The following is a 20,745-nucleotide window of genomic DNA, read 5'->3' as shown; positions in this document are numbered from 1 at the left end:
CACAATGCCCTCACCAACTGAGTTTGCGTGTCAGGCGGTGAAGAAGGACGTCGAAGCGGCGTGACGCTGCAGGATCGCTGATGCGCAGCATCACGCAGGCTTGCCCGGCGAGACGGCAGGCCTGCTCGACTTCTCCGGCTGCGGCGAGAGCCGTCAGGCTTGTCAGCAGAATCTCAGGCAAGCGCGCGTCTCCCGCAGTCGCCTCATCTTCGCCCGGACGGCGCGCTGGCGCGGCGGGCTCGCTCACCATTGACTCCCGATCCCCAGATGCGCTTTCGCTTCGGGCGTCATCATGTCCGGCGTCCAGCGCGGCTCATAGGTCAGTCTGACATCGACAAACTCCACCCCGTCGACCGAACTCGCCGCCTCGCCCGCGCCTGTCTTCAGATAATTCGTCGCCGGGCATCCCGGCGTGGTCGTCGTCATCGTCACGATGGTGACACCGCCATCCTCGACCGTGACATCGTAAACGAGGCCGAGATCGACAATGTTGTAGCCAAGCTCCGGATCGATCACCCGCCGCAACGCTTCGCGAATCTGTCCGGTGGCGGTCGCATCGCCCTCCTCGCCTGATACGCTGGCGTGGGCGGAAGCGTCAGGCGGCGTCCGCACCACCGGCGCGCCGGACATGAAGTGCTCCATGATGGTTCCGAGAATCACAGGCTTGAGATGCTGCCAGTCCGAGCCCGACCGCGTCACGACGATCGAATCCTTGTTGAGCAACACGCCGGCGACACCGGGGATTGTGAAAAGCTGCTCGGCGAGCGGTGAGGAAGCGGCCTGCTCTTTCGTCTTGAGATTGAGCGTGCCCTCGGGCAGCACCTCACGGCCCGGGAGAAATCTGAGCCGTTCGGAATCCTGCGTCTCTTCCGTCTGTATGAACATCACACACCTCCTGCGTGAGACCTCGCGGCCGCGGTGAACCAGCGGCTACGAAAACCGTTCGTTCATGCGGCGGCCATATCGGCCGCGCCGATCCGCACCAGGATCTTGTACGTCTTGCCGTCACTCTCGAAGCCGCCACGCCAGGCATGGCCACGCTTCGCAAGCTCAGGAAGCAGGAAAATCGGCTCGCGGCACAACAAGGCGGACAGCACCTCGCCCTTCTTCAACTCTTCCGTGGCTGCCAGTATGCGTACCATCGGTTCCGGCGGATCGAGATCGCGGTTGTCGAGATGTCGAGCGGGATCGGGCCATTCCGCCGTGTCCTGTGCGGGCGCAGCCACCGGCGGCTCCGATTTTGCCGCTCCCTCCGCCGGACGGAAAAGAACCTCCCAATCCCCCCCGCCGATCTCGCGCGCTTCATGACTGAATCCCTTGGAACCGAGCACGCTGAAAAGCGGCGTGGGCTTGAAGGTCGCGAGCAATTTCAGCCCCTGCCCCGGCTGGAGCTTGGTTATCGCCCCCATGATTTCTCCAAAGGGTTCGCCGCCATTCCGAAGTATTGGCCGGACATCCAGTTCAACGAACGATGTTGTCATCGCATAATCTCCTCTTTTGATCAGGTGTGGCACGACAGCAGAAGGTGGGGGAGCTGGACGCCCTGCGGCAGGCGCGCCTCCGCCTTCACATCCGCCAGACGGCGTGTACGTATCAGTTGCGCGGTAATGCCTGTGGTCCCAACGGCCATGACAACGGCGGCGAACCGGAAGGCAGTCGGTGCATCCGCAAGAAGCGCAACAGCGCCGACCCCAACCGCGGCAAAATAGAGAACGAACCACTTGATCGCGCGCGCCTCCACCACAAGGTCCTGCACGCGCGGCGTCTGGATCTTGCCGAGCACCGGCCCATAACATTCAAGCCAGGTGAGAAATGCCACGATCTTGTAGAGCTGGGAGAGGCCAAGCCCCGTCAGCCAGCCGAACGCGACCAGAAAGACCACGGCGCCGACGTGATCGCTCAAGCGCCCCAATGCCAGAAGAACCACAATGAGCGCGACCGAAGCCGCAAGATAACCGAGAGCGATCCCGGCCGTGCGACTGTTCAGCTCGATATTGCGGCGCTTGCGTGCGCGATAGAGATGAACGGCATCGAGGCCATAAAATGCGAATGCCGGAAGTGCCACGGCCAGCGCGGCAAGAAATGTCAGCGACAGATTGCCTTCAAAAAGAACCGTGACGACTCCCCCGATGATCACGATCGCGAGCGCCGCCGTGCCCAGTGAGAGCGCGCCTTTCGGTCTCGCGCCATCAAGCTCCGGCGCCAGCATGAACATCGCAAGCAGCCGATAGCTCACGCCGACCGCCGTGAAGGTGAGCCAGCCGCCGAGGCCCGCGATCGCATGAATGGGAAGCCCTGCTCCCACCAACGCAAGGAGCGGCCTGGATTGGATCACGCCGCCCAATACGAGAGAGAAGATCACCCCCAGCGCCACCGTTGCCACGACGCTCGCAAGACCCGCCGCGACGAACCACGCCGGCAACGGCACGGTCTTCGACGCAATCATCGTCCGTACGAGATTGTACAACACCAGCGCGAAACCGAGGCTCAACAGGATGGCAGCTGTCGTGAAGAACGGAACGCCAATGTTGATGCGCCCGCCGAATTGCAGAAACGCGAGAATCAATGCCGCAAGACCCGCAACCAGCGAAACAAGCGCCGGTACCGCGAGCGCATTGCTATGGAGCGGTTGCGCCACAAGAACCGGCAGAAACTGGAGAAGCGCACCGCACATCAAGAGGCTGAGCCAGCCGATGGCGACGACATGAACGAGGATCAGCGTATCGGGCGATGCGATCGCCACGGCCGGAAAACCGAATCCCGTGGCCATCATGATTTCCGCCGCGAGCAACGCAACGAGCGCCGCGGCAAAATAGGACATCGACCATCTCGACAGTGAAACGCCGACCATGCAGACCTCCTTTCAAGGCCCGCACCGGTGCATGGAATTCCGGCGCGAGCCTTGGGGAAAGACTCAGGCAGCCTTTGCGAGCTTGCCGATTTCCACCTGCCAGACCTCCGGTCCGCGCTCGACATAGGTCCAGGAGAACTGCTTCGGATATTCAGCTTCGAGCTGATAGTAGAGCGGCTTCGGATCGTGATCGTTGACCAGGATGAAGCTTCCGCCGGGCGTCAGCTTGTTGACGAGTTCGAAGATTTTCGCGTGACGCTGCGCCGGGATCAGGGTGCGCACATCAACCTTGTTGACGTTCGAATTCTTGGTGGCATCGGTCATATTCAGGCTCCTACCATGGGATTGATCTCAATCGGTTGGCGCTTGCGCCGCACCGCGTCCGCGAACGCGCGGAACATCGTCTCCCGAAGACCACTGCGTCTATTGATGTCTGCGGCCTGCCGTCTTCAGATGGACTGGAGCATCGTCCCCAAAAGATACATTGTCAATATATGTTTTAAGGGCAATTTCTGCCGCCGCAATCTGTAATGTCCCGATCGCGCGGGTATCTTTGCAAATGGCAAAGGCCGCCGATACTTTTGCGGTCGAGAATTCTTGCTTCACAAAATCGAGATCGGGGATGTCATGACGCGGAAACGATCGCCGCACCTGCTTCTGTCGTTAGGCGTCTCAGCGCGACAAAAGTACACATCGCGACGGGCGGGTGATGAAATGCTGCGTCACCCCGCCAAGAACCCACTGCCGCAACCGTGAGTGACCGTAGGCGCCAGCAACGATCACGCCCGCGCCCATATCGGATGCGATAGTCTCCAGGTTCTCCGGCGTATTCGTATCTTCCTTCGTGATCGCGGAAGCAGCTACGCCATGTCGGAGCAGCCAGGCCGCCACGTCATTGGCCCGCTCGCTCGCCGCTGGTTCGCTAAGCGCATCGCAGACTTCGGCGACGGTGACTTCTTCCGCCTTTTGCAGAAGCGGCAGCGCATCGGCAACCGCGCGCCGCGATTCCCTGGTGTCTTTCCACGCAACGAGAATCCGGCGCACATCCAGCCATGTCGCCGAAGCCGGCACGACCAGAACCGGGCGCCCAGCCTCCATCACCAGATCGGATGGGCTGGCCATGGCGTAAGGATCGCTGTCTCCATCCTCCTGTGCGGCGGTGACAACGATATCGACGCTACGGGCTTGTGCCGGAATGAAATCCTTGGCGATGGTCAGGCTGTCGCGCCATTCGATGGTCTTGATGCGTCCATCCAATGCGTGGCGGAATTCCGCCTCCGCATTGGCCAGGCTTTTGCGAAGGCCCGCTCCCTCGCGCTCCAACAGTTCGGCTCCATACGAGCCGTCGGTATAATAGAGTGGCGCAGGCAGTATTGTTGCCGCCATTCCGATCACACGCGCATTGAAACGCTCAGCGAGTTCGGCCGCGACTGTCAGACAAGCTCTATTCGAGCTGCCGACCGCCATGCTGACGCCAATCGATTTGTACCCCATGGTAGCCTTCCCGTGCTCAGCGGGCCTGAATGGCTAATGATAGCGGCCCGGGGCAGGCGTGGCATGAGCTAAATCAAACGGAACGCCATATTTTATGCGCGGCTGCGACCGCCACCCAGTCCCGAAGCAGGCCCCTGTCCTCCTTCGAAAAGGCGGCCCGGCGCCTGATATCTTCCAGCGTCTCGCCGGGGTGGCACCTGGCGAAGTCCCCGCCGATCAGCGCCTCCAGAGAGCTCCATTCCGCTTCGCTATCAGGCAGCACGTACCGATGCGAGTTGCTTAACATTCCGGCCTCCCATCCTCGCGGGCACCTTCGTGCGCAAGCTGACGCAGGCGAACGCGCCAGCGATCGGGGCCTTGTTCCAGATAAGACCACCCGCATCGTGAACCATGAGATGCCTCCAGCTGCATGCGCAGCCGTCTGGGATCGTGGTCAACGACGATCTGCAACGACTGATCCGGCGTCAGATGTTCAAACAGGCGGAACAGGATTGCATGACGGTGTTGCGGCTCGATGTCGAGAACGTTGATCACCCGCTCGTCAATGCGCGGTTCGGTCATGTCCGGCCTCCTTGGAAGCGATAGCCAACGCAGGATGATCGGCCTTCCATTCGAGCTCGAGAAACAGCGCTTCGACGTGGCGGATCAGCCGTTCCGCCTCGTCAGGCCCAAGCAACCGCTGCAAAGCGGCATGGAAGTATGGCTTGAGGATCTTCCCGGTCACGCCGCGCTCCGCGCACATCAAATCGACGATGTTGCGTGCCAGTGACGAAAGTCCGCCCGTCGTAGTTGGGTTCAGAATGATGTTGAGCTCGCGCTCCACCTGGGCCCAGTTGGCGCGCGAAATGTGCGTCAGCACGTTGCTGATGTGCGGATGCCCGCGAAAGACAGCAAAAATACGGAACGCAAGCTCCGCCGTTGAAAGACGGGCGGGCGCCGCAAGGCTGCGATCCATTGACGGCGGCGATGGGAGCGTCTGACAAAGAGCCGGGCTATGCGCGGAACGGGACCCCGTCTGCATTTCCATATGAATGGTCACGGTTGATCTCCTGCCTAAAAGATGTACTTTAAGTATATCTTTTATGGTGTTTTGGCAAGGAGAAATGCAATGGCCAAGGGTCTCAAGGAGAACGGCCTGGCGGCAACCCACCAGGGCGCAGTCGACATCCGCGACGATACATTCATGGTGGACGCAGCGCTTATCGGCGAACTGCTGGGTCTTTCTGCCTCACGCGTGCAGGTCCTGATGCGCCACGGAGACATCACAAGCGTCTGCGAGCGTGGATTCGAAGAACACGCCGGAGAATTCCGCCTCAGCTTCTTTTACAGCAATCGCCGCGCGCGCCTGAGCACGGATCTGGAAGGCCGCATATTGCGCAAGTCGATCATCGCCTTCGGCGACCGCCCGCTGTCAGAGACGCCAGCCTGAAACAGATGCCGCGGAATTCCCTGCTCTCACAAAACAGGGAATTTTGCTGAACCGAACAATGAATTGCACCCGGAGCATCTGGCTTTTGTTTCTCCAAATGCCAGTACCAAAGCCACCTCTGATCACCGCCAACACTTATCTCAATTTGCAATTGAGCCGGGTCAACGCGTTTACGTTGTGCCAAGAGCCGGAAATCTTGCTCATACGATTGGATCGAGCCCATCGTATTCCGCCCAGCAATCGGGCGTCTCGTAGACTCTGACGCTGGAAAGTTGCGGCAGTCGTTGTTTTGCCTTCTCCCATATCCAGATGGCGATGTTTTCGGCCGTGGGATTTTCCAATCCAGGGACATCATTCAGACAATTATGATCGAGCCTCTTGAGAAGCGGTTCAAACGCTTCTTCCACATCGAAAAAGTCGACCACGAATCCTCTATGCGGATCGGTGGATCCGTTCAGAACCACCTCTATCCGGTAGGAATGACCGTGCATCCGATGGCAGCGATGGGCCGGCGAAACATTGGGAAGCCGGTGCGCGGCTTCAAATCTGAATGCCTGGGATATTTTCATCGGACACCAAAATGTTGTGATAACCCGCGCACGGATTCTTCCGAGCCGGCGGCTGACGTGGAATCAGATTAATGCCGCCCATAATATAATGGGCGGACGCCTGACGCCCGCCCATTCCGCTCCTGATTATCGACGATTCCGGCAACCGCCGATGATCGACCTTCCGTAAATACGCTCAGCGAACCGCCGCGCTCTTTGTCGATGATGGGCCTTCCGCCCGCTGAGACTGATCCAGAAGCGCCGCCATCCGCTTGGCCGGGGCTGGCGGAATCTTCACCTGCCGGACCGTATCGAGATTCGGCGCAGCGTTTCCGACCGCGATCAGACCCACCATTCCCATCCCGAAATGCGGAAGACAACGATAGCCATAGAGACCCGGCGTCTGGAAAGTGACTTTCAGCTCCTCTGAAAGCTTGCCCTTAAAAGGTTGCGCTCCATCCGGAAGCATGCCGGGAATCGTTTCCGCATCATGCCCCTTGTCCGTAGGGATGAAGCGGACCGTATCTCCCGGCTGAACGCGGAGAAAGGCGGGCTCAAACATCATGACCTGCCCATCCGATCCCTTGTTCAACATCTTGACCTCAAACTCTGCCGCCTGGGCAGAAATTGAGAGCAAAACAGCACTCACGACTCCAAGCGTCAACGCACAATACTTTTTCATGATTCGACTCCGTTGTCGTCACAACCGTGACTTCGGCTTCGCTGCTAGCGCGATTTCCGATGAGCGTTTTTGTTCTAGAGCAAGCTGCGCGACGAATCAGGAAATGCTGCTGATGCGATCGGGGAATGTCTGTCCCTGCATGAGCGCATCGGCAAAAGCGTGATGGAGATCGCGGTGAATTGCCTCATCTTCCAGCATCGACGCGATCATATCGCGAACCTGCGCATCGGGCGCCAATGCCCAATAGGCAATCGCCAATGCCGGAGCCGGCTGCATCGCGCGCTCGCCGGATTCGATTTGCGACAGATACTTTGAATACCCCTGAACCGCCTGCTCGGCAAAATACGCGGCCAGACGATGGGCCGTCCCGGCCGAGATGAGGTACAGAAAAAAATAGGCATTATAGAAAATACCTTGCACGAGAACGATCAGGAAGCGTTCCCACGCATTTGGCTTCGCCAGCGCCACAAACGCCATGAGATGCGTGCGCTGGCTTTCCGCCTCATCCATGAATGTCCGAACCCATCCGCCGTCGTCGAGCATCCGCCGCAAGCACTTGAGATGGAGCAAGGTTGCCACCACCATCGGCGGCACGGCTGTCACCGTCTCCAGAACAATGACCTGATCGCCGTAGCGGCTATTGAAGAAAGTATTCCCGGCCATCCACGCAACCAGCCGCGCCAGGCCAAATGCAATTCGGTCGGGGATTCTCTCGGGGGTATGATGGCGAAGCAGGTTCGTCTTATCGATATTGAGCATATCTCGTACCCGCTGCCGTAGCCCTGAGGCCGGTTGAGGCGATCTTCCTTGCGGACACAGCCATGCCGGGCCCGCATTCTAAAACCTGACCTGTTGCAAACAGCCGGTCTTTGTTCTGGCGCAAAGAGCTTCACTCAAATATCGGCCCAACTTGCGCGCACCCTCAATTACGAGGCCATGTTATTGCGTTAGCGCAATCAATCGAACATCGGAGTGAAGTACATTGCGGCGGTGATCATTCATCATCAGACCTGAAACCGACGAAGCCCGTCACATGGCGCATCATTCCGACCTCAATATTCTCGGTCGGACCGAGTTGTTCCGTGATGTAACTCCGGCGACATTGATCGAGATTCAATCGGCAGGGTTTCGCACCAAGCTCGCCAGCGGCGAGGTGCTATTCCAGCAGGGCGACAGTGCATCATCCCTGTTCAGCGTCATTGCAGGTCGCCTTCGCGCCACCCAAACGACTCCGGACGGTCAGCAGATCATCATCCGCTATCTCGCTCCGGGGGAAATGGCCGGTCACGCCACTCTCGCCCGTGGCGTTGTCCACCCCAGCACGGTCACAGCCGTTGACGATTCTCATTTAGTCGGCTGGAGCAGCGAAACGATCTGGAAAATCATGGAGCAGCACCCGGCTGTCACCATGAACGCGCTTGCCGTGCTGTCGGCACGCTACCGTGAAATCCAGCTTCGGCTTCTTGAGCTTTCGACCGAGAAAGTCGAACGTCGCATCGGCCATACCGTCCTGAGGCTGGCAAACCAGGCAGGCCGCCGTACCGCACGCGGGATTGAAATAGCGTTCCCTCTATCTCGCCAGGATCTCGCCGAGATGGCCGGCACGACACTTCATACAGTCAGCAGGATCCTCAGCAGATGGGAGGACCTTGGTATCGTCGATTGCGGGCGACGGCAGGTGGTCGTGTGCAAACCGAACATGCTGGAAACTATTTCCGACGAGCCAAGCTAGCCAATGCACCCCTCCTTCCATTTCTACTGTGAAAGGAAAAGCATTGTCGCGATGGCAACCGACATAAAAGCAGCTGCAAAAGCTCCCGGAAGATTCATCGCGCCCTTGCGATACATGAAGACGATAAAGGCAAGAATCGCCGGAGTGGAAATGACCAATCCGAGCTGTGCTTCATTCATCGTATGGCCTCATAGCTCAGGAGTATGCACCCCCCATGCCCAAGGGTGCAGCCAATGGCATGGATGGCGAGAACCGATCCGCCGAGCATGACCAGATAAATCGAGAACAACAGACGCCATCCGCGTGAACTCGAACGCAGATCCAGAAAATAATTCAGGATCGCCGAGGCTTTGAAGCCCGCGACCGCCAGAATCAATGCGGCTTGAATAATGAAGGGCAGCAGGCGGCCTTGCGATGCGCCCACGCTCATCGTCGCGATCGTCAACGCGACCAGCACAATCCAGATTTTTGTCAGCACCGCCACTGTCAATGCAACAGGTAGACGATCGGGTAAATCAGCACCCAGATCATATCGAGCATGTGCCAGAAGGCCGCCCCTGTTTCCATATTCTCCACGCTGTTGGCGAAGAAGACGATTCCAAGGATCAGAAGGCCGAGAACGATATGCAACGCGTGAAAGCCGGTGATCATAAAGTACAGTCTGAAGAATGTATTGGTTTCGATGCCAATTCCTTCGTTGAAAAGCTGCGTGTACTCCACACCCTTGATCGCGAGGAAGATTGTTCCAAGCACCATCCCCGCAGCAAGGAATAACCTGCCCTGCCCGTTGTGCCGCCGTTGAAAAACAGCGGCAGCGACGAGAAAACCGCTGGTCACCAGTACAAGCGTATTGATTCCGGCAAGCAACGCACTGAGGTAGAATCGCGAGTTGTCGAATAATTGCGGATCCAGCACACGCGCGACGGAAAAGCCAACAAGAAACACCCCGAATACGGCGATCTCTCCGAGGATCAGAATCCACATCATTGGATTGCCAGGCAGCGCAGACAACGGCCCCCAGTCAGCGGGCGCCACCGCCACCTCCACGTTGTCATTCGAGCGCTGGATCAAGCCTGTCTCCACCATGTCAAAACAATCGCATCGCGAAAACCCGGATCGGGTTGCGCGCAAATGACATGAGGCTCGACTTCCCTCGCCTTCCTTGTTCTGGCGCAAAGAGCGAAGCAAATTTTTACCTATATTCCGGCCGCGTCGGACAACCGCTCCGGCAAATGAACACTGACGCCGCAGAACGACATGCGGGTCTCTGCTTACACAAAGGAACGGCTGTTCAATGAGTGAGAGATTTACCAAAGCGGCCGCCAGAAATATTTTCTATGGGGGCTCGATCTTCTTTTTTATCGTCTTCATCGGCCTGACAGCACAGACGCACTACTACATCCGCACATCCAGCACAGACGAGGCAACGCTGACGGATAGCGTTCGGCGCGGCAAGCACGTGTGGGAGAAGAATGCGTGCATCAACTGCCACACCCTGCTTGGCGAAGGCGCTTATTTCGCCCCTGAACTCGGAAACGTCTGGGTGCGTTATGGCGGCCGCGAGGATCCCACCGGCGCACGGGAAGCGCTGACGGCCTGGATGCACTCGCAGCCGAGCGGCATCGAAGGACGCCGGCAGATGCCGGATTTTCACCTGACCGATCAGGAAGTGAACGATCTGATCGATTTCCTGGAATTTACCAGCCGCGTCAAAACGCAAGGCTGGCCGCCGAAGACCTCGGGCTGAGGAGCCAAAGACAATGAAATATCCAACTCAACGGGTCGCTCTGGCCTACTTCACCTGCGCCATGATTCTGTTCGGCGTGCAGATCATATTCGGTACACTGGCGGGCACCGTCTATGTCTTCCCGAATTTCCTCGCCAACATCATCCCCTTCAACGTCCTGCGCATGATCCACACCAATGCGCTGATCGTGTGGTTGCTGATGGGATTTTTCGGCTGCGGCTATTACCTCATTCCCGAGGAGGCCGAACGCGACATCGAGAGCCCGTTCCTTGCCTATGTACAGCTTGGACTCCTGATGTTCGGTGCGCTGGCAGCAGTTGCCGGCTATCTTCTGGGCGTCCATGAAGGGCGCGAATTCCTTGAGCAGCCGCTCTGGATCAAGGGCGCGATCGTCGTGGTGGCGCTGATCTATCTCTACAACGTCTCAATGACGATCCTGAAGGGCCGCAAGACCGCGATTGGCAACGTGCTGCTGCTCGGCATGTGGGGCATCGCGGTGTTCTGGCTGTTCGCCTTCTACAATCCGGGCAACATCGCGCTCGACAAGGTCTACTGGTGGTACGTCGTCCACCTCTGGGTCGAGGGCGTGTGGGAGCTCGTGATGGCATCCGTGCTCGCCTTCTTGATGATCAAGATGACCGGCGTCGATCGCGAAGTGATCGAGAAGTGGCTCTACGCCATCGTCGGTCTGGCGCTGTTTTCCGGCCTGCTGGGCACCGGGCATCATTATTACTGGATCGGCGCGCCGGGCTACTGGCAATGGATCGGCAGCATCTTCTCGACCTTCGAGGTCGCGCCGTTCTTCGCCATGGTGATCTTCGCCTTCAATATGGTCTGGAAGGGCCGCCGCGACCATCCCAACAAGGCAGCGATGCTGTGGTCGCTCGGTTGCACCGTCGGCGCATTCTTCGGAGCCGGCGTGTGGGGCTTCATGCACACGCTGTCCTTCATCAACTATTACAGCCACGGCACCCAGGTCACTGCAGCCCACGGCCACCTCGCCTTCTTCGGTGCCTATGTGATGCTCAATCTGGCGATGATCTCCTACGCCATGCCTTATTTGCGCAACCGGAAGCCCTACAACCAAGTGCTCAATATGTGGAGCTTCTGGATCATGACGTCTGCCATGGCGTTCATGACTTTCACCCTGACCTTCGCCGGTGTCGTGCAAGTGCACCTGCAGCGCGTGCTGGGCATGAGCTACATGGAGGTGCAGGACCAACTTGTGCTGTTCTACTGGATGCGCCTCGGCTCCGGAGTGTTCGTCCTGATCTCGTGCCTGCTGTTCCTTTACTCAATCTTCGGACCGGTGAAGGAGGAGCAGCCAGCTCACATCAGCATGCCGCTGCAGGCGGCCAAGTAACGGCTTCAATGCCACAAGGAATACTTCCATGCTGAAGAGCGTCAACACTGCGGAAAAAGAACCTGACTTGCCGTTCTATGCACCGACCGGCTCGGAATGCGAGATTTTCGAACACGCTTACCGCAATCACCTGCCGGTCCTGCTCAAAGGACCGACAGGCTGCGGGAAAACCCGCTTCGTCGCCCATATGGCGGCGCGGCTCGGCCGGCCTCTTTATACTGTGTCGTGTCATGACGACCTGACCGCCGCCGACCTGACCGGCCGCTATCTCCTGAAAGGTGGCGATACCGTCTGGGCGGACGGCCCTCTCACGCGCGCCGTGCGCGAAGGTGCGATCTGTTATCTCGATGAGGTCGTCGAAGCGCGCAAGGACGTCACGGTCGTTCTGCATCCCGTCACAGACGACCGGCGCACATTGCCGCTCGAGCGCACCGGCGAATTGCTGCAGGCTCCACCTGAGTTCATGCTCGTGGCCTCCTATAATCCCGGCTACCAGAATGTGCTGAAAACATTGAAACCAAGCACGCGGCAGCGTTTTCTGTCCATGGAGTTCGGCTTTCCCACCCTGGAAGTCGAGGCCGCGATCGTTTCTCATGAAAGCGGCCTGCCGCAGGACCGCTGCATTCCTCTGGTCAAGGTCGCCCAGGCGCTTCGCGGCCTGAAAGGACAGGACATCGAGGAAGGCGCTTCGACGCGGCTGGTGGTTTACTGCGCCGTGCTGATCCGCGACCGCGTGGATTACGACACCGCGCTGCGCGTCGCCCTGATCGAGCCGCTATCCGACGATCCGGAAATCGTGGATGGATTGAAGCGCGTCGCGCAGATCGCACTGGGATAGTCTTCCAATGTCACTCTTCGAGCCGGAAGAGACGATCGGGCGATACTGGCATCGTCTGATCGGCTCGTCCCGCAGCTATCGCGGCTATCCCGACGCGGCTGTGACGCTCGACAGCATGCGCACACGCATCGGGTTGTTGTTCCGGGCCTTCGGAGGCGATGGCGCCATTCGCATCGTGGCAGGCGCCGCAACTCATTCCCGGCACAGGCTGAGCCTCAAGCAGGCCGTGGGTCTCGGGACAGAGGCGCTGGAGCGCCCGACACTCGATACCAGTACGCTGCGCCTGCCTGCACGGATCGATCTGTTTCCCGACAGACGCGATAACGAGGCGCTCTATGAATGGCTGGCCGCATGGTTCGCCCATGCCACGGAGCCGCGTCATCACAGCGACCCGTTGCGGAGCGACCTTTATCGTCTGCAAGCGGCGTTACGGACAACGCGCGCGGCGCTCGCTGCATGGCCGGGCCTCGCACCAATCTACGCACGATTGCGAGCCGCAACGCTGCAGGTGAGGCCCAGGCGCGGATTGCCCAAGATGGAGGCCGAGATCGAGGCGGCTATCATCAGCCTGCTGAACGCGGCCACACTGGAGCATGACGGAATCCTGCAGGCCATCGCCACGAACACCGAATTCAATGCCTTTGTCGCGCCGCGCGGTTACCGGACTTGGTTGCCGGTGCCGATGTGGGGTGAGATCGCCGCCGATGGCGCCGGCACGCCCGATACCGAGGCCGACGATTCCGGCGGCGATGCCATTACCCCCGATGCAAAGCGACGCACCGGCATCAGGAAATCGACCGACCGCAGCGACAGGGGCGATCCGCTGATGCTGCATCGCTTCGAGACCATTTTCAGCCTTGCCGAAATGATCAACGTCAACCGCGAGGTCGAGGACGACGACGAGGACTCCGCCCGCCAGGCCGCCGAGGACACGCCGGAGCTGACGATCGGCTCCAACAAGAAGAACCCTGCAACGCGCCTGAAAATCGATCTCGATCTGGCGCCGCGCGAGGCCGAGACGACGCCTCTGATTGCGGAACGGGTTTATCCGGAGTGGGACTGGAAGCGGCAAGCCTACCGCCCCGATTATTGCCGGGTAATCGCCGGGCCTGCCCCGGAAGAAGGCGAAGACTGGTCGGCAGATCCCCTTACACAGCGGAATATCCGTTACGTGCGCCGCCAGTTCGAGGCCCTGCGGCCGCGCCGCCAAACCATCCACGCCCAGCCCGACGGCGACGATCTCGATCTGTCCATGCTTGTCAGGACGATCGCCGACCGTCGCGCGGGCGAAGCCGGGACCGATCGCGTATTCATCGATGCGCGGCCGGCAGCGCGCGATCTCTCACTCGCCGTTCTGATGGACGTTTCGCTTTCGACCGACGCATGGATGCAGGATCGCCGGGTTCTCGATGTCGAGAAAGGCGCGTTGCTGGCGCTGACACATGGTCTCACGGCATGCGGCGACGAACACGCCATCTATACGTTCACCTCGCGACGCCGCACGAGCGTGACAGTCTCAACGATCAAGGAGTTTGACGAGCCTCTCGACCGGCGGATCATTCGCAGAATCGAAGCGCTGACGCCGGGGCAATATACCCGCATCGGAGCCGCCGTTCGTCATGTCACCACAGAACTGGCGCAGCGGCCACAACGGCACAAGCTACTGTTGCTGCTGACCGATGGAAAGCCGAACGACATCGATCATTACGAAGGCCGCTACGGAATCGAGGATACCCGAATGGCGATTCGCGAAGCGCGAAAAGCCGGCTTGCGGGTGTTCGGCGTCACCATCGACGAGAACGCCCGGGATTACTTTCCGCATATCTTCGGGCGCGGTGCCTATTCGATCGTCCGGGACATCGCGCGACTTCCCGCAGCTCTGCCAGCGATCTACCGCCAGATTACGACATGACCCACAACGCGCAACGTAACCGCGGCATTCCTTTTTGTATTTGATACGATAGCGCGGGGGTCATCAGCTCCCGTGTCAGGCCGCTGGCTTCAATTGCTCGAATGCGCGCCCCACCATACGCTTCAACCATGACCGGTCATCGCGAACGAGGCGAAATCCCAGATTATCGGGCGGCGTACCAGTGCTGCAACCGCCGCCTCGCGCATCGCGAATGAACGAGCTGACATAGCTGCGATGCGCACCCTGGACCACGCGCACGCCGCAGTTTGTCGTGGCCTCACCGACAGGGCGATTCTGGGAATCCAGATCGTGCCGGATGAAGCAGGTATCGGTCCATTCCCAGACATTTCCGGCAACATCCAGCAAGCCATGCTCGTTGATGCCAAAACTTCCGGTCGTACGCGGCCTGCGGTCACCATTGCGCTCGCGCGCGGCTTCCTGCTCGTATTTGGCAAGCCAGCGCTGGCTGAAATCCGTCGTATCGGTTTCGATCGCATCGTCTTTGGCGCGCGATCCCGCGGCAAAGACCCATTCTTCGTCTGTCGGCAAGCGCCACACTTCGCCGGTCTTCCCGGACAGCCATTGCGCATAGGCGATGGCATCCTCCCAGCTTACGCCGGTCACCGGAACGTCGGATCGCAGCGAACCCGCCTGTGCGATCACCCGGCAAGCTCCATCCTGCACACAACGGCCGAAGTCCGCTTCGCTGACTTCTGCTTTCATGACGACCAGTGAATCCGGAAGTCGCGATCGAACCAGCGGCGCGTTCACCGGCATCCGGTCGCGGCTGAAATCGCCTGCGACGCGATAGGAGAATTCCGCAGGCGCGAGCGTGACGGTTTCAATCGCGGTCACCGCCTGACCCGGAGCGCGATGAAAAGCGAAAGGCGCTCCGGCCGCAGCCAACGGCAAAAACGAGACCAGTGTGATTTTGAGAAGGGCTTTCGTCGAAAACAGCGTCAGCATGATATCGGCCCCATCGGCAGTTTCCCGAAGCGGGAAACTGCCTGCCTTCATTGCGCTATCAGATGTTCCCTTGAGGCCTTTGCAAGGCACCAAGCTTGTCGGCCGGCTTGATCGGAGACGGCGGCTGAACCTGCTTCATCAGATCGTCATCCCACTTGCCATCGACCTTGAATTGCGCGGTCGCGCCAAGCTCCACAGCCTCGATCAGGTTGTGATTCACATATGCGTAGATGCCCGGCTGGCGGAACGTGTAGAGCGCAGCTCCCGCAGAGCCTCCACGAATGAACCACGTCTCGAGATCCTTCTCAGGCGGATTGGCGAACTTGCCCGTCTCCCACACATAGTCGCCGTGCCCGCCGATCAGATGAGGCCGCGTGTCCCGGTTTGCCTGGGAATGGATGATCAGCACCCTCTCCCCGACTTTGGCCTGAAGGGCGTTCTTGCCGGTGAGCGAATCGACCCGGCCGTTGAACACTTCATGGGTGGGAATGAGCTTCCGCATCACTTCGACCGTGTCGGGATAGGAATCCCCCGCCGATGCATAGGTCTTGTACTTACCCTTGTCATCGCGCGGCACGTAGAAGTCCTGCTCACCGATGTAGTACGCCTTGTCGTAGTGCAGCGGCTTCCCGGTCTCGTCCTTCAGTCCATCGCGCGGCAGCACCATGACGGCACCGTTCATGCCGGAGACGACATGCCAGGGAATCATCGAGCCGCCCGGCGCGCAGTGATAGACGAACACGCCGGCACGAGTTGCTTTCCATCGCAACACCACCTGTTCGCCGGGGTTGATCAACGTCAACGCACCGCCGCCGAGCGCGCCAGTGGACGAATGGAAGTCGATATTGTGCGCCAAGGTGTTGGTGCTGGGATTGATCAGCGTCAACTCGACATAGTCGCCCTGATGCACCACCATCATCGGGCCCGGCACCGAGCCATTGAAGGTCATGGCATGAATTTTGGTGCCGTCATTGTCGATGACCAGCTCCTTCTCCTGAACCTCCATCCTGAACTGGATGACGCTGGGAGGAGCCTTGGTGGCCTGTTCATGCGGATGAATGAAAGGCGGCGCGACCAGATTGACCTTGACGTGTGGCAGGGATGACAGTTCGTCCGCCAATGCCGGAGCTGTGACCAACAGTGCTGAAACGGCGGCGCAAGCGAGCATTGTACGGCGGGTAAGCATGATAACCTCCATCACGGCTTGAATTCCGTAATGGACAATCTGCCGTAAAGCCTCGCTCCTCTTTGTGGAGCGACAAACTCAAGCAAACTAAAACAATCATTCGTACGATATAATTTTACCGAAAGCCCCGATCGCCGCGCGAACATGAATTTGAATCAATGACTGCACGGCTGCATTCCCGACAGGGCACGCCGGACCATCATCAAAAATTGAGAACGATCAACGCCTGCAATTGCGGCTTGATCCTCGTCAACGACAGGATCGCGGATGGTCTAAGACCAACAGACAATCGCCACCATAAAAAGGAGCGTTCAACGGCTCGCGCTCACCTGTGACATGGATCGGTTTACGCAACACACGATCCGCCACCTCATGGCAACGCACGTTCGCAGGTCGAGGAAAACGCCGGTTTCGGGGAAACGGCGGGACTTATGGCTCGGCCACGACGAGGGCCGAATGACCCGACGACCTGGAGGCAATCGGGATGTTGCGAAAAGTCCCGGCGCTTAGCAGGGAAAGATGGTGGGCGCGACAGGGATCGAACCTGTGACCCCTTCCATGTCAAGGAAGTGCTCTCCCGCTGAGCTACGCGCCCGGTCCAACCCGGTCCATCTGTTCGGGAAGCCGACCCTATATCGATTTGGTCCCAGCGGCGCAAGCCGCGATGTCCGAAAGTCGCCTAGTCCCTGACCGCCACGGAAGGCCACTATTGGCCATCAAGCGGGATTCGTGGGGTATCAGCATGGGGATTCTGGAATTTCTCACTCTGGCGGCATTCGCCATCGTCGCCGGGGCGTCGATCGTTTTCCAGGCCGCCGTCAATGCCGACCTGCGCGCGGCCCTCCATTCCGCCTCGTGGGCGGCTTTCATCAGCTATGTCGGCGGCGCGATCGCGATGGCGGTGTACGTTTTCATCAGCGGCTCGTCCTGGCTGACGGGCGCCGATATCGCCAAAACCTCGTGGCTGTCATGGTTCGGCGGCCTGTTCGGCGCGGTCTATGTGGTGGCCGCGATCCTGCTTTTGCCGCGGCTCGGCGCGGCCACGCTGCTGGCGCTGTTCGTCACCGGCCAGATGCTGATGTCGATCGCGCTCGACCATTACGGCATTCTCGGCGTGCCCCAGCACAGCATCGACCTGCCGCGGCTGGCCGGTTGCGCCCTCTTGGTGCTCGGGGTGGTGCTGATCCGGGCCTGAATCTCAGGCGGCCAGCATCTTGTTCACTTCGCTCACCAATTCGCGCAGATGCACAGGCTTGGCCAGCACCTTGGCGTTCTTGGGGGCTTCCGAATCGGAATTCAGCGCCACCGCAGCGAAGCCGGTGATGAACATGATTTTGATGTCGGGATCGAGTTCCGAGGCCCGGCGGGCGAGCTCGATGCCGTCCATTTCCGGCATCACGATATCGGTTAGAAGCATTTCAAAGGGTTCTTCCCGCAACCTCTGATAGGCTGACAGTCCGTTGTCGTAGGACGAGACCTGAAAACCGGCATTCTCCAGCGCTTTCACCAGAAAGCGGCGCATGTCGTTATCGTCTTCGGCCAGGAGAATTTTATGCTGGATATTCATGGCAGTCGGGAATCCGGGTTGGGAATTTCGGTTGGTTCCCCCATCTGACCGACAGAGGGTAAATTTCGGGTGAAGGTGCCCTCGCTCTTGCCCGAATGGAAGCCTTTATGGACAATCGGGATGCTGTAGAAAAGGGTGTCACACCCGGCCACCGTGCCGAGGCGTGGCTACCCGAAGGAGCCCAATGATCGACGAGTTTGACGACGCAATTTCTCCTCCGTTCGAGATTCACGAACCGGAAACGTGGCGCGCCCCGATCATCTTCAACTCACCCCATTCGGGCTCGGTCTACCCGGCAGAATTCCTCGCCGCGACGCGCATCGACCACGACATGCTGCGCCGGTCGGAGGATTCCTTCATGGACGAGATCGTCGGCCACCTCGCCGACGAGGGCTTTCCGGTGATGCGGGTGCACTTTCCGCGCTGCTATGTCGACGTCAACCGCGAACCCTATGAACTCGATCCCCGGATGTTCGACGACCGGCTGCCGAGCTTCGCCAACACCCGCTCGATGCGGGTCGCGGGCGGGCTCGGGACCATTCCCCGCGTCATCGGCGACGGGCAGGAAATCTATCGCGAGCGGCTGTCGGTGAACGAGGCGCTGGCGCGGATCGACCTGCTCTACAAGCCCTATCACCGCGCATTGCGGCGGCTCGCGACCAAGGCACAGCAATTGTTCGGCTACGCCATCGTCGCGGATTGCCACTCGATGCCGTCCGTCGGCGTGTCGCGCGAGGACAAGCGCCGCCCCGACGTCGTGCTCGGCGACCGCTACGGCACCTCATGCGCGGCGGCGCTCGCCGATACGGTCGAGGACATCTTCACCAACCTCGGCTACAGCGTCGGGCGCAACAAGCCCTATGCCGGCGGCTTCATCACCGAGCATTACGGCAATCCCGCAAGCGGCCTGCATGCGATCCAGATCGAGCTCAACCGCGCGATCTACATGGACGAGCGGCGGCGCGAGCGTGGCCCGCAATTCCGGAAAGTGGCGGCCGATTTCTCCGCATTGGCGGAAGAACTGACGGCATTGCGTTTCGATGCATCCGGCCCGTTCGAGGCAGCGGCGGAATAAAGCCGATCCATCCCGACGCTCGGCGCGGCTCGAAGCGCATAATTCTGCGTGGCTGGCAGCGGGCCCGATAAAAAACATGCGGGCAAGAAAAAAGGCCACTCGCAAGCGAGTGGCCTAAGTCTAGGGAGGAAACGCCCAAGGAGGGCAGCAACAGCGCATCGCGCTATCGCGTTGCATCAATATGCATTGCACCGCACCCAAATTCAAGTCCAATCGTTCAATTAGCCATGCGTTCAGAACATGCCGAAACGGCAAAACTGCACGACGGTTCGCAATAACGACTCTGTGATTTCAATCAGTTATAATGTTAACCGCATGGCAAGACAGCAAAATCTTAGACCAAGTTATGAATTATGAAGTCAGTCTTATGACGGCCATTCATGTTGCGGCGCTTGAATAGAATCTTTGCTCAGAAATTGTGCGCGTTGCGTATTCTTTTGCTGTCCGGCGTTTGCTCCGGGCTACACTCTTTTTCAGCGCGTCGAATTCCAGGACGCTGAACCAGGTCTTCCAGGCAAGGCAGCGACGCGCCGCACAGGCCAAAGCAGCAAACAACAAAAAGGTTCTCCGTGACGGTCATCGATTTTACTGCCTTCATCGAACGCTTGGCTTCGGCCTCCGGCGACACCATCCTGCCGTTCTTCCGCACCTCTCTCGGCATCGACAACAAGAATGCCGGACGCGACCTCGACCCCGTCACCGAGGCGGACCGCGGCGCCGAAGCGGTGATGCGGCGGATGATCAAGGAGAGCTTTCCCCAGCACGGCATCATCGGCGAGGAATTCGGCACCGAGCGCCCCGACGCCGAATATGTCTGGGTGCTGGATCCGATCGACGGCACCAAATCGTTCATTTCCGGTATGCCGATCTGGGGCACGCTGATCGCGCTCACCCATCGCGGTCAGCCCGCTTACGGCATGATGCATCAGCCCTATATCGGCGAGCGGTTTTCCGGCGACAACGGCGCGGCACTCTATCAAGGCCGCACCGGCAAGCGAAAACTCTCCACCCGCCGCTGCGCCTCACTGGCTGAGGCGACGTTGTTCACAACGAGCCCCCGCCTGATGAACGACGCCGACCGCGCGCAGTTCTCACATGTCGAGCAGGAAGTGCGGCTGTCGCGCTACGGCGGCGATTGCTACTCCTATTGCATGCTCGCGGCCGGTCATCTCGATATCGTCATCGAGACCGAGCTGAAGCCGCACGATGTCGCGGCGCTGATTCCGATCGTGCACGGCGCGGGCGGCATCATGACCACGTGGGAAGGTGAAGGTGCCGAACACGGCGGGCGTATCGTCGCCTCCGGCGACAAGCGGCTGCACGACACCGTGCTGAAGATGCTGCAGGGCTGACGC

At 59.6% G+C, this 20,745-nt stretch carries 26 protein-coding genes, 1 tRNA gene and 1 pseudogene; 9 read left to right on the top strand and 19 right to left on the bottom strand.

Translation table 11 applies throughout. The features are described from left to right. Positions 1–10: 10 nt before the first annotated feature. The 9 genes and pseudogenes from AC1RNA_RS06990 to AC1RNA_RS06950 form a co-directional block, all read right to left on the bottom strand. Positions 11–250 carry a hypothetical protein gene (locus tag AC1RNA_RS06990; protein ID WP_492950591.1) on the bottom strand — a complete coding sequence of 80 codons (240 nt, stop codon included), beginning with the start codon at positions 248–250 and terminating at the stop codon, positions 11–13. Next, positions 244–630: a metal-sulfur cluster assembly factor gene (locus AC1RNA_RS06985; protein ID WP_492951187.1), complete on the bottom strand. Its 387-nt coding sequence runs from the start codon at positions 628–630 to the stop codon at positions 244–246. Before AC1RNA_RS06985 ends, AC1RNA_RS06990 begins: the two co-directional genes overlap by 7 nt. Before the next feature lie 3 nt (positions 631–633). After that, positions 634–885, bottom strand: a pseudogene (locus AC1RNA_RS06980) (NifU N-terminal domain-containing protein); the annotation flags it as partial. A 62-nt stretch (positions 886–947) separates the two neighbouring features. After that, the gene (locus tag AC1RNA_RS06975) at positions 948–1,481 is read right to left on the bottom strand and encodes a DUF2249 domain-containing protein (protein ID WP_009337391.1); all 534 of its coding nucleotides are present in this window, start codon (positions 1,479–1,481) and stop codon (positions 948–950) included. 20 nt (positions 1,482–1,501) lie between these two features. After that, complete coding sequence (locus AC1RNA_RS06970; RefSeq protein WP_492950590.1) at positions 1,502–2,851, bottom strand: hypothetical protein; 1,350 nt, start codon at positions 2,849–2,851, stop codon at positions 1,502–1,504. Positions 2,852–2,914: 63 nt separating this feature from the next. After that, a complete protein-coding gene (locus AC1RNA_RS06965) occupies positions 2,915–3,175 on the bottom strand; it encodes a DUF2249 domain-containing protein (protein WP_492950589.1) in 261 nt (86 codons plus the stop codon). Between the two features lie 348 nt (positions 3,176–3,523). Continuing rightward, positions 3,524–4,345: a universal stress protein gene (locus tag AC1RNA_RS06960; protein ID WP_492950588.1), complete on the bottom strand. Its 822-nt coding sequence runs from the start codon at positions 4,343–4,345 to the stop codon at positions 3,524–3,526. Positions 4,346–4,624: 279 nt separating this feature from the next. After that, complete coding sequence (locus tag AC1RNA_RS06955; protein WP_492950587.1) at positions 4,625–4,906, bottom strand: DUF2249 domain-containing protein; 282 nt, start codon at positions 4,904–4,906, stop codon at positions 4,625–4,627. Further along, positions 4,887–5,300: a hypothetical protein gene (locus tag AC1RNA_RS06950; protein ID WP_492950586.1), complete on the bottom strand. Its 414-nt coding sequence runs from the start codon at positions 5,298–5,300 to the stop codon at positions 4,887–4,889. Before AC1RNA_RS06950 ends, AC1RNA_RS06955 begins: the two co-directional genes overlap by 20 nt. 153 nt (positions 5,301–5,453) lie before the next feature. Here AC1RNA_RS06950 and AC1RNA_RS06945 point away from each other — a divergent pair, with 153 nt between their 5' ends. Then, the gene (locus AC1RNA_RS06945; protein WP_492950585.1) at positions 5,454–5,774 is read left to right on the top strand and encodes a DUF6522 family protein; all 321 of its coding nucleotides are present in this window, start codon (positions 5,454–5,456) and stop codon (positions 5,772–5,774) included. A gap of 200 nt (positions 5,775–5,974) precedes the next feature. Here AC1RNA_RS06945 and queD read toward each other — a convergent pair whose 3' ends face one another. The 3 genes from queD to AC1RNA_RS06930 all read right to left on the bottom strand — a co-directional run bounded on the left by queD (position 5,975) and on the right by AC1RNA_RS06930 (position 7,763). After that, positions 5,975–6,343: a 6-carboxytetrahydropterin synthase QueD gene (gene queD / locus AC1RNA_RS06940; RefSeq protein WP_492950584.1), complete on the bottom strand. Its 369-nt coding sequence runs from the start codon at positions 6,341–6,343 to the stop codon at positions 5,975–5,977. 175 nt (positions 6,344–6,518) lie between these two features. After that, the gene (locus tag AC1RNA_RS06935) at positions 6,519–7,004 is read right to left on the bottom strand and encodes a pseudoazurin (protein WP_492950583.1); all 486 of its coding nucleotides are present in this window, start codon (positions 7,002–7,004) and stop codon (positions 6,519–6,521) included. A 96-nt stretch (positions 7,005–7,100) separates the two neighbouring features. Continuing rightward, a complete protein-coding gene (locus AC1RNA_RS06930) occupies positions 7,101–7,763 on the bottom strand; it encodes an alternative oxidase (protein WP_009337402.1) in 663 nt (220 codons plus the stop codon). 274 nt (positions 7,764–8,037) lie between these two features. Between AC1RNA_RS06930 and AC1RNA_RS06925 the strand changes: the two genes are divergently transcribed. Next, on the top strand, positions 8,038–8,736 hold the full coding sequence (locus AC1RNA_RS06925; RefSeq protein ID WP_492950582.1) for a Crp/Fnr family transcriptional regulator: 699 nt from the start codon (positions 8,038–8,040) through the stop codon (positions 8,734–8,736). Positions 8,737–8,759: 23 nt separating this feature from the next. On the opposite strand, the gene AC1RNA_RS06920 is transcribed toward AC1RNA_RS06925, so the two are convergent. Genes AC1RNA_RS06920 through AC1RNA_RS06910 form a run of 3 tightly spaced genes read right to left on the bottom strand, consistent with a single transcriptional unit; the run spans position 8,760 to position 9,807 of the window. Beyond that, positions 8,760–8,915: a hypothetical protein gene (locus AC1RNA_RS06920; protein WP_009337404.1), complete on the bottom strand. Its 156-nt coding sequence runs from the start codon at positions 8,913–8,915 to the stop codon at positions 8,760–8,762. Next, positions 8,912–9,220 (bottom strand): cytochrome C oxidase subunit IV family protein, encoded by a 309-nt coding sequence (locus tag AC1RNA_RS06915; protein WP_492950581.1) that lies wholly within the window; start codon positions 9,218–9,220, stop codon positions 8,912–8,914. The genes AC1RNA_RS06920 and AC1RNA_RS06915 overlap by 4 nt, the downstream gene beginning before the upstream one ends. Positions 9,221–9,222: 2 nt before the next feature. Next, positions 9,223–9,807 carry a cytochrome c oxidase subunit 3 gene (locus tag AC1RNA_RS06910; RefSeq protein WP_492950580.1) on the bottom strand — a complete coding sequence of 195 codons (585 nt, stop codon included), beginning with the start codon at positions 9,805–9,807 and terminating at the stop codon, positions 9,223–9,225. Positions 9,808–10,030: 223 nt separating this feature from the next. Between AC1RNA_RS06910 and AC1RNA_RS06905 the strand changes: the two genes are divergently transcribed. The 4 genes from AC1RNA_RS06905 to AC1RNA_RS06890 are packed head-to-tail and all read left to right on the top strand — an operon-like array spanning position 10,031 to position 14,596. After that, on the top strand, positions 10,031–10,483 hold the full coding sequence (locus tag AC1RNA_RS06905; protein WP_492950579.1) for a c-type cytochrome: 453 nt from the start codon (positions 10,031–10,033) through the stop codon (positions 10,481–10,483). A gap of 13 nt (positions 10,484–10,496) precedes the next feature. After that, positions 10,497–11,846, top strand: a complete 1,350-nt coding sequence (locus AC1RNA_RS06900; protein WP_009337408.1) for a cbb3-type cytochrome c oxidase subunit I — start codon at positions 10,497–10,499, stop codon at positions 11,844–11,846. A gap of 28 nt (positions 11,847–11,874) precedes the next feature. Further along, positions 11,875–12,684 (top strand): CbbQ/NirQ/NorQ/GpvN family protein, encoded by an 810-nt coding sequence (locus AC1RNA_RS06895; protein ID WP_009337409.1) that lies wholly within the window; start codon positions 11,875–11,877, stop codon positions 12,682–12,684. 7 nt (positions 12,685–12,691) lie between these two features. Beyond that, positions 12,692–14,596 (top strand): nitric oxide reductase activation protein NorD, encoded by a 1,905-nt coding sequence (locus AC1RNA_RS06890; protein WP_492950578.1) that lies wholly within the window; start codon positions 12,692–12,694, stop codon positions 14,594–14,596. Between the two features lie 75 nt (positions 14,597–14,671). On the opposite strand, the gene AC1RNA_RS06885 is transcribed toward AC1RNA_RS06890, so the two are convergent. The 3 genes from AC1RNA_RS06885 to AC1RNA_RS06875 all read right to left on the bottom strand — a co-directional run bounded on the left by AC1RNA_RS06885 (position 14,672) and on the right by AC1RNA_RS06875 (position 17,343). Continuing rightward, complete coding sequence (locus AC1RNA_RS06885; protein WP_492950577.1) at positions 14,672–15,613, bottom strand: SUMF1/EgtB/PvdO family nonheme iron enzyme; 942 nt, start codon at positions 15,611–15,613, stop codon at positions 14,672–14,674. 7 nt (positions 15,614–15,620) lie between these two features. Next, positions 15,621–16,748, bottom strand: a complete 1,128-nt coding sequence (gene nirK, locus AC1RNA_RS06880; RefSeq protein ID WP_009337412.1) for a copper-containing nitrite reductase — start codon at positions 16,746–16,748, stop codon at positions 15,621–15,623. A 520-nt stretch (positions 16,749–17,268) separates the two neighbouring features. Beyond that, positions 17,269–17,343 (bottom strand) — tRNA-Val (locus AC1RNA_RS06875). 147 nt (positions 17,344–17,490) lie between these two features. On the opposite strand from AC1RNA_RS06875, the gene AC1RNA_RS06870 reads away from it, so the two are divergent. Further along, positions 17,491–17,943: a DMT family transporter gene (locus AC1RNA_RS06870; protein WP_492950576.1), complete on the top strand. Its 453-nt coding sequence runs from the start codon at positions 17,491–17,493 to the stop codon at positions 17,941–17,943. A 3-nt stretch (positions 17,944–17,946) separates the two neighbouring features. Here AC1RNA_RS06870 and cpdR read toward each other — a convergent pair whose 3' ends face one another. Beyond that, on the bottom strand, positions 17,947–18,315 hold the full coding sequence (gene cpdR, locus AC1RNA_RS06865; protein ID WP_002718512.1) for a cell cycle two-component system response regulator CpdR: 369 nt from the start codon (positions 18,313–18,315) through the stop codon (positions 17,947–17,949). A gap of 187 nt (positions 18,316–18,502) precedes the next feature. Here cpdR and AC1RNA_RS06860 point away from each other — a divergent pair, with 187 nt between their 5' ends. Beyond that, the gene (locus AC1RNA_RS06860; RefSeq protein WP_197083237.1) at positions 18,503–19,390 is read left to right on the top strand and encodes an N-formylglutamate amidohydrolase; all 888 of its coding nucleotides are present in this window, start codon (positions 18,503–18,505) and stop codon (positions 19,388–19,390) included. 569 nt (positions 19,391–19,959) lie between these two features. After that, positions 19,960–20,742, top strand: coding sequence for a histidinol-phosphatase (hisN, locus tag AC1RNA_RS06855; protein ID WP_009337415.1), 783 nt, complete (start codon positions 19,960–19,962; stop codon positions 20,740–20,742). Positions 20,743–20,745 lie beyond the last annotated feature (3 nt).

The sequence above is a fragment of the Afipia sp. GW821-FHT14H12 genome, from assembly GCF_058803465.1.
The sequence above is the reverse complement of the archived record's forward strand: the minus strand, read 5'-3'. Positions and strand labels throughout refer to the sequence as shown.